This window comes from Enteractinococcus helveticum, from assembly GCF_020742345.1.
In the GTDB taxonomy this organism is placed as follows: Bacteria; Actinomycetota; Actinomycetes; order Actinomycetales; family Micrococcaceae; genus Yaniella; species Yaniella helvetica_A.
Window position 1 is genome coordinate 1 of record NZ_DYXC01000168.1, and the last position, 11,744, is coordinate 11,744.

At 53.3% G+C, this 11,744-nt stretch carries 8 protein-coding genes; 2 read left to right on the forward strand and 6 right to left on the reverse strand.

Going from position 1 to position 11,744, the window contains the following annotated elements:
• Nucleotides 1-629 (forward strand): lysylphosphatidylglycerol synthase transmembrane domain-containing protein (locus tag K8V32_RS14235; RefSeq protein WP_303908966.1); only part of this gene is annotated, 629 nt, incomplete at its 5' end.
• Nucleotides 626-985 (forward strand): DUF3054 family protein, encoded by a 360-nt coding sequence (locus tag K8V32_RS14240; RefSeq protein WP_303908969.1) that lies wholly within the window; start codon nucleotides 626-628, stop codon nucleotides 983-985. The genes K8V32_RS14235 and K8V32_RS14240, both read left to right, overlap by 4 nt.
• 195 nt (nucleotides 986-1,180) lie before the next feature.
• Here K8V32_RS14240 and K8V32_RS14245 read toward each other — a convergent pair whose 3' ends face one another.
• The 6 genes from K8V32_RS14245 to K8V32_RS14270 form a co-directional block, all read right to left on the reverse strand.
• Complete coding sequence (locus K8V32_RS14245; protein WP_303908975.1) at nucleotides 1,181-4,300, reverse strand: type III restriction-modification system endonuclease; 3,120 nt, start codon at nucleotides 4,298-4,300, stop codon at nucleotides 1,181-1,183.
• 108 nt (nucleotides 4,301-4,408) lie between these two features.
• Nucleotides 4,409-6,067: an RNA/DNA-binding domain-containing protein gene (locus tag K8V32_RS14250; protein WP_303908978.1), complete on the reverse strand. Its 1,659-nt coding sequence runs from the start codon at nucleotides 6,065-6,067 to the stop codon at nucleotides 4,409-4,411.
• Nucleotides 6,068-6,075: 8 nt separating this feature from the next.
• Nucleotides 6,076-7,953: a site-specific DNA-methyltransferase gene (locus K8V32_RS14255; RefSeq protein ID WP_303908981.1), complete on the reverse strand. Its 1,878-nt coding sequence runs from the start codon at nucleotides 7,951-7,953 to the stop codon at nucleotides 6,076-6,078.
• Nucleotides 7,950-9,920, reverse strand: coding sequence for a site-specific DNA-methyltransferase (locus K8V32_RS14260; protein WP_303908984.1), 1,971 nt, complete (start codon nucleotides 9,918-9,920; stop codon nucleotides 7,950-7,952). Before K8V32_RS14260 ends, K8V32_RS14255 begins: the two co-directional genes overlap by 4 nt.
• Nucleotides 9,921-9,925: 5 nt before the next feature.
• On the reverse strand, nucleotides 9,926-10,591 hold the full coding sequence (locus K8V32_RS14265) for a DUF4391 domain-containing protein (protein WP_303908987.1): 666 nt from the start codon (nucleotides 10,589-10,591) through the stop codon (nucleotides 9,926-9,928).
• A partial coding sequence (locus tag K8V32_RS14270; RefSeq protein WP_303908990.1) for a C-terminal helicase domain-containing protein occupies nucleotides 10,584-11,744 on the reverse strand: 1,161 nt, incomplete at its 5' end. The genes K8V32_RS14265 and K8V32_RS14270, both read right to left, overlap by 8 nt.

Below are 11,744 nucleotides of genomic sequence, written 5' to 3' on the forward strand. Positions count from 1 at the left end.
GGGTGATGTTGCTGCGCGCATCGATAGGCCTGGGCGCACTGATAACTTCCCTGGTGCTAATGGTTTTGCTACTCGCCGGACTATTCTGGGTCACCAACAATCCCCGCACAGTAGAGCGCTGGTTAAAGCGCCAAAAGATTATCAAAGGCAAAGTGCGCGACGGACTGGTTGAACAAGCCCGCAACTTAAAAGAAGTGCACCTATCGCGGTATCAATTCCTCTCCGTATCCGCGCTGTCTTTCGGCCACCGCCTTTTTGACATGGTTGCCCTGTGGGCATGTGTGTGGGCTGTCAGCGGCGCAATCCCATGGATTAATGCCGGCGACAATGAAACCACCCTCGCCGGTGTAACCCTGGCTTATATCACCGCGAAGCTAGCTGGCTCCGCACAAATCACCCCGGCGGGACTGGGCACGGTGGAAGCGGCAATCATCGCTACGCTGGTGGCAACCGGCATGACCGCGGTGGAAGCCACCAGCGCCGCGGTCATCTACCGACTTATTTCCTTTGCCCTGATGACCGCCATCGGCTGGGTAATTTACTTCTGGCACTATGCCCGCAAGGGACTAACCCTATCCTCGCTGAGCATTCCCAATAATGAGCCTAATAATGAGAAAGAAACACAATGACCAAGCAGCTCACCTATGACATCATCGCCATTGCCGTCTTCGCCGTCTTGGCGCGCTTCGCTCACCCACCCGTCACCTTGGGCGGCATCTTCGATGCCTTCTGGCCCTGGGCACTCGGCGCAGTCATCGGCTGGGCTATATTGACGTGGGTATTCAAGACCAACAACATCTGGATGCAGGGCCTGGTTGTGTGGGCCTCCGCGATTATCTTCGGCATGATTTTCTGGGCACTCGTGAATTCTTCATTGCCGCACTACAGCTTCCTCATCGTCGCCATCACCATGTCCGCACTGTTACTCTTCGGCCGCCGCGCCATCGGGCGGTTCCTCAACCGCCGAAAAGCCAATCACAAATAGCCCGAGATGCGCCGAACGCTATAAAGCCCGGCCGCATTAACGCTCAACGTTGACAACGTCCCCGGAATTGTTGAATAACGCCACGGGTGAACAAGCTGCTCAACAGGCTGCAGCTGCTTTACCAGGTACATCACAAGAGGGAAAGCCCAAACCCCGAAAACTAGAAAGTCTTGGGGTCCGGTGCGATGGCGTCCGTCATGCCCCCACGAGTTGCATTAGCTCGGTGTAGTCGGTGACCACGTCGTAGGTGACGTCATCTCCGCTCTTCTTGTTGAGCGAGGCAAAGAATTTGCGGGCGCACTCAATCTTTGCATCCTCGACGCCTTTCAATTGGAGAGTTGAAAGTGATCCTTTGGTCTCTGCGACGAAGTACACGTGTTTAACGGTGCCTTCCTTGAACGCGATCGCCCAATCCGGGTTATAGTCACCAACTGGTGTCGGGATGAAGAACCCGCGTGGCAGCTTCGCATAGACAGCAACCTCCGTACTGGTATCCAACTCCTTGATGAAGGCCCGCTCGATTTTGGAATCGGTCACGGCGTAGTCGTAGATGTGCTTCGAAAGCTTACCGCCAGCGTGGGTGAGATCTTGCTTGGACTGGTTAGCAGTGAAAATCGCCGAGTCAAAGGTCTCGTCCAGTGCGTCGTACGCGAGGTGTTCCACGATGACCGTCGCCTTTTGCTCATTGACCAGCCGTGAAGCTTCGGCGATGAACTGTTCCGGATTCAATCGGAACTTCCCAAATGTTTCTGGTCGAATGCCCTGGAGAATAGCTGCGACCGTACGGCGAGTCAGTTTCGTTTTTCCGGCGACTTCACCCAAAAGATCGTACTTCACCTGCGAGCCAGACGTCACCGCCTCGGTTACGGTTTTAGTGCTCGACACCTCAAATCCTGTCCCCTTGGACAGATCGTCAACCTCGAGGTCGCTGAGTTGCTTACCAGCCCGAATGACGTACTGCATGGATGAAACGTTGAGGTGCTTATCTATGTGGTCGACGGCTTTACGGATCAATTCGTCTGAGTCGAAATCGACTTGGTAGATCGCCTTGTGATTAATCCGGCCCCACAGGCTCTGGAACTCCTTACGCGCGAAATTTTCTTCGTTGAGTGGAATCTTCTTTGGTTTACGGTCGTCTGTAGGCTTGGGCACGTCCATATACAGCGAGTCGACTAACGGCCAGACGAAGTCCATCATCGGCAGCAATACCTCTGAAGTCGGAACTGTGAGCGTCCCTTCTGACTTGGCTTCCTTGTATGTTGATGTGACTTGGCCGTCATCGTCGATGTAGTCATTGCGTGCCAAGTAGTTGTAGAGGGCTCGAGCCAGTTGTTCTTCCACGATCGACTCGCCATCGGTGGTCTGGATCGTCTTGCCCTTGAAAAATTCGACGCTGGCCTTGTGTGGGCGAGCAGCCAGGGATTCTGACAGTTCCCTCTGGAGGCCATCGACAAATTCGGTGTAGGACTCGTCGGTCACTACAGTAAGTTCATTAATGTCATGAACCCGAGCGCCAATCGTTGCTTCATCCATACGTTCACCACGCTGGTCAACAGCCAAACGGAGACCACGTCCGATTTCCTGACGTCGAGATACCGTATTGTCGCTCTTCTTTAACATCCCCATGACAAACACATTCGGGTTGTCCCAACCCTCACGCAGTGCTGAGTGGGAGAAGATAAACCGCACGGGCTCGTTAAAGGAAAGCAGTCGTTCTTTGTCTTTGAGAATCAGTTCGTAGGCATCTTTGTCCCTGGACTGCCCCTTATCATCACCGCGGCCAGAAATCTTGCCATCAATCTGGTGCTTGGACTTCTTATCAATGGAAAAGTAACCCTGATGAACTTCTCGGATCTCGTCACGACGCAGGTAAGCCTGGTAAGCAGTAGTCGCTTCGTCAATGGGCAGTTCTCCAAGGATCTCATCGCGAATCAGCGTGTACTCTTCCTCGAACACTCGCGCATACTCGCCTAATGTGTCTTCTCGGGAGTAGTCGCGGTACTTCGCCACCTCATCAATGAAGAACAAGGAAAGCACCTTGATGCCCTGGCTAAACAGTTCACGCTCCTTGTCCAGATGAGCACGGATGACTTCTCGGATCTGGATGCGGCGCTTGGTGTCCTCCGTGACGTCACGGTCAGCAAGCTGTCCCGCAAACACGATGTCACCGTTACTCAGCTCAATCACGTCACGGTTCGCATCAATATCGACGACGACCAAGGACTTACCGTCTGGGCGGTAAGCTTCCAACCCGTTAGAGAGGTCGTAGAGATTCGTCCCCTTCTCCACCCGCTTGACCTGACGCTTGATCCCAGTCTTGGTCTGGACCTCGATCTCGACCCGTGCCCGTGGCAACGCGCCTTTCGCAATCTCAATTGCCTCGAGGTAGAGGTATGCCGTGAACCCCGCCAAGCCCTTGACAGTAATACCACGGACAGCAATCTGTTTGACTAGCTTTTGGTTGTACGCATCCAGTGCGTCCAGGCGATGTACCTTGGTGTGCTCAACCTTGTGAGTTGCGGAGTACCGCAGCATCATCAGCGCGTTAAATCGCGCCAACGCCGCCAAGGACTTAGGAGCCCCAATCTTCTGAGGTTCGTCGATGATAACAATCGGCCGGTTAGCGCTAATCACATCAATGGGTCGGCGGGACTGAAAATCATCAAGTTCGTCATAGATACGGCGGTTGTCTTTGCCCGTCGCGTTGAATGCCTGAATATTGATGATCATTACCTGCACCCCGGCATCAGAGCTGAAGCGCTCCAGCTCGTGCAACTGGGAGGAGTTATAGATAAACGAGCGTGGCTTAGTGCCGTAGAGCTGCTGGAAGTGTTCAGCAGTTACGTCGAATGTCTTCTTCACACCTTCACGAATCGCGACTGAGGGGACAACAACGATGAACTTCGACCAGCCATATCGCTTGTACAACTCCATAATCGTCTTAATGTAGACATAGGTCTTGCCAGTACCAGTCTCCATCTCGATATCTAGGTTTGGAGCTCCAGGGGCTGCCTTGCTATCAACAAGTTTTGCCGACAATGGCAGGTTATTAGACCGCTGTACAGCATGTACGTTTCCCAATATCTGGGAAGCCGACAGGGCAAGCTCGGCGTTGCGGAGACCGGCGTCCGGACGGTCGTCTGTCTCGAACAGAGCAGGGTCCGTCACTGGGTTTATCCGACCTGGATCAATCCGGTAAGAAATACCGTCGTGTTTAGGCTGGCCAGCGAAGGCCTCAACAACGGCATCGACAGCATCGGTCTGGTACTGCTGTACTTTGAATTGGAGCTTCATTGATTGCTTTTCTTTCTGCAAGGTCCGGCTTCACAAACATGCTGTAAACAAGTAATTCTGCAGTTTATCGCGGAATTTAGCCAGATTGCTTGTTTAAATCTTGTTTTAATAAGGTCATTAGGACGGTTTTTAAACAAGTTTCCATCGCGGCTTTTGTTGCGTCCCAGCGTTATAAATCGTTCCCTCTTTGCGCATACGCGTCAGCAAGTTAGTCACCTTCGAACGCCTTTGAGTCTCGCCGAGCAACTCTGAAAGATATTTGCCGAGGAGCTCATCAATCTCTTTTCGAGATGCGCCACCGTACTCAGTGAGAAAGTCGACGACGAATCGAGCATAGTGAGCATCATCCTGCGCACGGGTACGGATATAGTCAGCCTTCTGACCAGTAGCCGCCGCTACTGCCGAACTTATCCGGGTACCGCGCCCCCGCCCCTCAATCAACTTTGCTTTGCGTAGGCGGGTATTCGCAGGACGCGAGATCTCCAGCCCCTTCTGTACACGGTCAAGCGCAAGCACATCTTCGAGTGGCAGGTCTGTGCGCATCATAAGCAGTTGTGAGAATGCTTCATCGATCACTGCTCCGGGGATTGTCAGCTTCACTTCATCCGGTGTGCTGAGTTCATAGTCAGGCAATGGCAAGAAGCGTCTAACCTGATCTTGAACCATTCGGTGAATGCCATAACCCATATGATCGATGAGGTTTAATTCCGTCATTGCCTCTACGAGGAATGGATTGCGGTATCGGCGCGGGGTACGTTCATCGAGTGCGTAGTCATCGGGCGTGCCGTCAAAAAACTCGCCGACGCTTTCAAATACGATGCGGTCAGAGTGCTCTGTGACGATGACCCGAGCGTTCTGCGCATAGTCTTGGTGCGCAATACAGTTGTAAAGTGCTTCCAGAATGCTGCGTTCGTCGTACTTGTTGATTTCTCGATATATCAGTTCATTAGGCGGTAAGAGTCGAAGCTGTACATTCCGGATTCGATTGGCCAGCGCCGTGGTATTGAGGAGGAATGGTAGCCGGAAGTGCTCATAAGCCTGCTGTTCGCCTACCAACTTCCAGGTCAATTGAGCTGGATGCGGAGTCAAAAGGTGCGTGGAAGTGTCAGCACCAAGAAGTAGAAGTGCGGCCCTCGTGATCATCCCGTCACGAGTTAACCTCGCCTTAGAGAGAAACGTCTCATCATCCCATGCTGCAATATCGGAGGCACGGAGACGCGGCGCGTGACGCTCCGCGAAGCCTTGACGTGCGCGGGCGATCGCGGCCGAATCAAGATGAGCAATCGTTGCTTCAGGAACGACGAGGGCGGTCCAGTCCGCACCAATAGTCTGCTGCCTAATCTCATCCAATTTATCGAGTGTGAGTGGCACGAGGCTCTCGCCCGCGCGTGCGCGGTAGTCACCCTTCCACGAGATCGGAATACCTTGTGGGGCGGCAGGCACCTCCAGCAGCACCACCCGTTTTTCATCGATGGTGACCTCGTGAGCCTCGCGGATCGTAAGTCCCTGATCAATTGATTGATGAATGTGTTGCTTGAGTGATTGCCGCTGCTGACTATCAACGAGATGGGTCGTGCCAACGATCTTGTGATCATTCGAAACGCCGAATACAAGCCACCTCGCACTGACACCACGAAGGTTTGCCTCATTGCTCAGTGCTGAGACATACTCACCGGTCTTGTCCACGGAGAACTGACGCGCAGCCTCCTTAAACTCGACAACTTCGTTCTCCCATCCAGTAAGCAGCCGGTGAAGAAGTTCGGTGAGTTCATCATTCATCAAGGTCATGGCGTTTCTCAGATCGTTCGCACTTCGGTGGACGGAGACACTTCACGGAATATCTGCTCCGCATTAATGCGCGCCGCGTCAGACTCAAATGCGTCATCACGGAAGACAGCACGCAGCGGGCTACGTTCGGCAATAGCTCGGATAGCTTCCGGAGATACTGACTCCGCGAAGCAGGCAATCAGCGCACCGTCATCAACGGAATACAACTCACGGTTGTCAACCAATTCCCGAACTATCGGCAGTGATAACTCAAGTCCCCAGTCTAATAACACCTGGAACAGTAGGTCTTCGCTCGAACGATCCGGTTTAACGCTGCCTTGATAGAGATTAAGCTCAGACTGTTCCAGCACGTCAGGGGACCTACGAACATCAACCATATTGGTTGTTGTGATATGGAGCGAGCGGAAACCTACGTCAAGGGTTGATACATGGAGACCCGCAGCGTCAGAAATCGATTGACCTGCCTTCCTGACACGTTCTCGGGCAACTTCGGGGATACCTCTTTTCCTGCCGTCTCCGTGATCGTGCAATTGAACTAGGATGAAACGACGAGAACCCCCGTCCTCAGCGTTCTGCTGAATCACAGCATCGGCAGTTGTTCCTGACCCTGCAAAAAAATCCATGACGATGTCATCACTGTTCGGCTCGGTCGCAAGCGCGAGTATTCGCCTAATAAGCATGGTCGGCTTCGGTGTGTCGAAGACAGTATCGCCATTTGAAAACTGCACCCGCGCAAGCAATTCTTTCTTCGCATCCTGACTATGACCGACCTCGTCATATGGCCAAAAAGTCTGAGCGACTCGCCCCTGTTTAACTTCAGTCAGGAAGCGCTTAATTGCCGGTCGCCCCTGGCCGTCGGAACCGAACCACACACGGTTGTCCGCAATCATTTGACGGTAGCGTGGTTCCGTGTAAAGCCAGGCTCGGCCAGGAGGTGGAGTAAAAACATTACCTGTTGGTGTCGATAGCTCGTAAAACTGACTCGGCGTTGCATGACCGGCCGCTGCTGTTGCATCCGCCGCCTTCCACCGACCCCGGGGATCACCGTCAGGATTCTTGTATGCTGCGTTCTGTTCCTCCGTGCGTGGCAAGAGATTCGATGTCCACGTCGCCGCGTTGCGGGCATATACATGGATGTAGTCGTGAACCGACGCAAACTGCGTCGCGCTGTTCATCGGCGAATAGACTTTCTGCCAAATGACGGTAGCAACGAAGTTTTTAGAGCCGAAGACCTCATCAAGAAGGAGTTTCAGCGCCGCGGATTCAGCATCGCCAATCGAGATAAAAACTGCCCCGTCTGGAGTCAAGAGGTTCCAGGCGAGCTTCAAACGCGGGTACATCATGCTAAGCCAGTCGGAGTGAAACCGCCCACTCGTATCTGAGTTGGCGGTGATTCGCTCACCATCTTCATTCACCTGGCCAGAACGGAAAAGGAACGCCTCGGCATCCTCCGCAAAGTCGTCCTCGTAGACAAACCTATCCGACCCGGTATTGTAAGGCGGGTCGATGTAGATCACTTTGACTTTGCCCAAGTAGGACTCTTGAAGCAACTTCAGGGCGTCGAGGTTATCGCCCTCAATGAACAGGTTCTTCGTGGTGTCGAAATCCACCGATTCCTCACGGACGGGACGAAGCGTTTTGGCGATCGGTGCATTAGCCGCGAAAGCCGCAGTGCGTTTCCCAGGCCAGTCCAAGCGGTACCGCTCCTGTGGCCCGTCGACGATGCGACCGGTCAGTTCTTGACGTAGCAAGTCGAAGTCGATGGCACGCTGCGGGTTCCCCTCAGCATCAAGGGTCTCTGTGACAACGGTTGGGAACAGTTCGGCAAGTTTGTCGATGTTAGCTTCTGCCAAATCTGGTGATGTCATACGCAGCTTCTCAATCATGCTGCACCACCAAACGTAGAGCAGAATGACCTGCGAACTTGTTCTGCCACGATGGCAGGCCGTTGCCATAGTAAGCATCTACAGCGCCCTGACCTCGGTCGATGGCGACTTTTCGCGGAAGATCTGCTCGACGTTGATGCGTTCCGCATCGTCCGCGAAATCCTCGTCGAGGAACACAACGCGAAGCGGCTTGCGATCGGCGATCGCAATGGCTGCTGAAGAGAGAGAGAGAGAGAGAGAGAGCAATTCTCGCGTGACTTGACACACATCATTAAAGCCCCTTCCTCAACATTGTAGATATCAAAACCATTGGCTTTTTCCTTTTGAATGGGCATTGTAAGTTCCAGTCCCCAGTCGAGCATGACCTGAAATAGGACATCCTCGCTAGATCTATCGCGCTTAACACTGCGCTCAAGTTCACCAAGCACGAGCTGGTCAGTAGCGTCTGGCTCCCGGGTCACGTTGGACATGTTAGTGGAATCAATCTTTACGAGCCGGTATCCGATATCTGGAGATGTCAACTCCCCAGAGAGTTCCGTTGCCACGTTTCTGAGCCGTTCAAGGCTCATTCCGAGAATCGAGTCAAACGTTGGCTCGGGCTTTTCCAGCGGTTCTTGAATCTGTACAGAGATGAATTGACGATCTCCGCCATCAATTGAATTCTGGACCATGACGGCGTGCGCGGTCGTTCCGCTGCCGCTAAAGAAGTCAAGAACAATGTCGCTGTCATCCGTGTTTGTGGAAAGTTGGAGTATGCGCTGGATGAGTTGAACGGGCTTTACCGAGTTAAGCACATTCTCCGTGTGCTCAAACGGCACGTACTTCAGCAGTGTCTTCTTGGCGTCCTGAGTATGGCCAACCTCGGAGTATGGCCAGAAAGTTTGTGGAGTGCGTCCATCAGAAACCTCGGACAAATAGCGCTTAAGCCTTGGGGTACTGTCCGGACCGTTGCCCCACCAGATTCTGCCCTCGTTAGCAAGCTCTTGAAATCGAGCTTTGGAAAACCTCCAGTAGCTTCCCTTTGGTGGTCCAGGAATGATTCGTCCGCTCGGTGTCTCGATCGGGTATAGCCCAGCATCGTAGCGATTTCGCGCCGCCAAATCAGACGATGCCCACGGCCCCTTTGGGTCGCCGTCAGGGTTTTTGTACCTTGCGTCCATTTCCGCAGTGCGCGGAAGTGGATTCGGCCTCCATTGTTGCTTGTCACGTGCGTAACAAACGATATAGTCATGGTCTTCCGAAAACCATTGAGCGGAGTTCTTGGGAGAAAAAACTTTCTGCCAGATGATTTGGGAGACGAAGTTCTGCGCACCGAAGACTTCATCGCACAACCCGCGAAGGTTGTCGATTTCGTGGTCATCTATGGAAATAAAGATTGCTCCATCATCCTTCAGGAGATTTCGTGCGAGCTTAAGACGTGGGTACATCATGCTCAACCAGTCAGAATGATAGCGACCGTTGGCATCACTATTCGCCACCATCCGAACGCCTTCGTTATCTGTCTGGCCCGAGCGGCGAAGAAACGACTCGGTTGATTCGGCGAAGTCGTCATCGTAGATAAAATCGCGCCCAGTGTTATACGGCGGATCGATGTAGATGAGTTTGACTTTACCGAGGTAAGACTCCTGCAGAAGCTTAAGTGCGTCGAGGTTGTCGCCCTCAATGAAGAGGTTCTTGGTTGTGTCGAAGTCGACCGAATTTTCTCGTACTGGGCGAAGAGTCTTGGCGATGGGCGCGTTGGCGGCAAACGCTGCCGCGCGTTTTCCAGGCCAGTCGAGCCGATACCGCTCCTGTGGGCCCTCGACGATATGGTCGGAAAGTTCTTGGCGTAGCAAGTCAAAGTCGACTGCACGCTGCGGGTTACCATCAGCGTCGACAGTTTCAGTGATGACGGATGGGAACAGCTCGGCAAGCTTGTTGATGTTCGCTTGAGTTACATCTTGCGATGTCACACGTAGTTTTTCCATGGGACTTACCTTTGCTGTTCCAGCTGTGCTTGTTTGCTTTTAAGAGTTCGGCGCAGTTCTATTTTACGGTTGAACTGTTTCTCGTTGTTGAGTTTGCGCTCCAGTGCCTTGATTTCGCGTTCGAGCTTGCCCACAGCCTTTAGTCTGTCAGCAACCGCAGCCATACTTTCGCCGGTTTGAACCTCGATCTCAGTGAGCGGTTCGAGCAGAGCAGTATAAAGAGCTGGCAAAGTGATCGCGGTCGGCAACGGTTGGCGCTCTGTGTCAGCGTGCTGCCAACTGGTACTGAAGTACTGACTGATCTTTGGGGCACCTGCACCGATTTGTTTGTGGGCTGCGACCATACGTGTCTCACGCTTACCTGCGACATCGCGGTTGATCTCGAAGATGAGCGGACGCGGCATTGACCTATCAACGGCGCTGAGCACCTGTTCGGAAACGTCCGAGCCCTTAGCTTTCACTTGGAATACCGCAATGTCGGGAACCTCATCAGTGCCCACTAAGTTGATGGTTGTCTGTGCCAAGTCATATGCCCAAACCACATGATCGATCTCTGCGACGAATATTTCCCGCAGAGCCGTATTGACGTTGGCACGCTCGTAAAATTTCTCCTTCGGAACCCGGCGCCCAAAGTAGGCTGCGCTTGGCCACTGATACAACAGGTCAGGCACTCGCAGTCGCCTCCTCTACGGAATCGACCACAGCAATGAACGCTGTGAGTTCAAAGTCATCGAGTCCGGCTATGGTCTGAGTCAGCGCGGTGGTGGGACCCCGAGAAAACAAGCTGTCAATGTCGCGCTCCTCGGAAATTTCAATCATCGAATGGATTGCATCCGTCAGCAGCTGAGAGTACTGGTTCATGTCGGCACCGTCTTGTGTCGACTCATTAAATACACCAACTGCGTTAGGCACTGGCTGGTCGTAGGGACGGCATGCAGTGCGCAGGAGGTCGAGCAGGTGCTTGGCTTCAGTATGGTCGGCGATCACCTGTCCTTCCTCGTCGAGGTAGACGAGGTAGTGCGGGTGGAGACGGTTACCACGGTTCCCGTTCTTTGCAGTCAACTGAGATTCGTCGGCGTTGACGTTTCGCAATGCGAATATCACACCGGGCACCAGCCCTTTGTCAGGATCGGCGGGGACGACGGCATGTAATCCCTTCGGAACTGTCGAAAGATTGCCGTACTGCTTGATATATCCGAGCAAGTCCATACGAAAGTCATTAAGCCCCAGGTCAGTGATAGAGACACCGGTCCGAACGTCTTCGAGCTCAATGACTTCGTCTTGGAGTTTCCGGAGTTGTTCCTTACGGAAGGCAGCATCTGTACCTTCTTGAGTAAGCACATTGTCATCAGCGGTGCCCGCGATATCGGCGATAACCATCCGATTCTCTACGCGTTCCTTGAGGTTGATGTACTCGTCTAGTGAGATGTCCGGCCAGAAGTTCACCAATTGGATGACCTGATTAGTGGACCCGATACGGTCGATACGCCCAAACCTTTGGATGATACGAACCGGGTTCCAGTGGATATCGTAATTTACAAGGTAGTCACAGTCCTGAAGATTTTGGCCTTCGCTGATGACATCGGTGCCAATGAGCACATCGAGTTCACGGGTCTCACCAGGCATAATCACGTCACGCTGCTTAGAGCGTGGGGAGAACATCGACATGATCTGCTGGAAGTCGTAGCCTTTGCCCAGCGTGGTCTGCGCGCGGTTACCACCGGTGATCACGGCCGTCTCTAGCCCTGCGGTGGCTAGCGCCGGGGCGAGGTTCTTGTAAAGGTAGTCTGCGGTGTCAGCAAAGGCAGAAAATACCAGAACCTT

What these genes read in the sequence shown, in the direction of transcription:
- K8V32_RS14240 (WP_303908969.1), top strand. Translation starts at nt 626, where the DNA reads ATGACCAAGCAGCTCACCTATGACATCATCGCCATTGCCGTCTTCGCC.
- K8V32_RS14250 (WP_303908978.1), bottom strand. Translation starts at nt 6,067, where the DNA reads ATGACCTTGATGAATGATGAACTCACCGAACTTCTTCACCGGCTGCTT.
- K8V32_RS14255 (WP_303908981.1), bottom strand. Translation starts at nt 7,953, where the DNA reads ATGATTGAGAAGCTGCGTATGACATCACCAGATTTGGCAGAAGCTAAC.
- K8V32_RS14260 (WP_303908984.1), bottom strand. Translation starts at nt 9,920, where the DNA reads ATGGAAAAACTACGTGTGACATCGCAAGATGTAACTCAAGCGAACATC.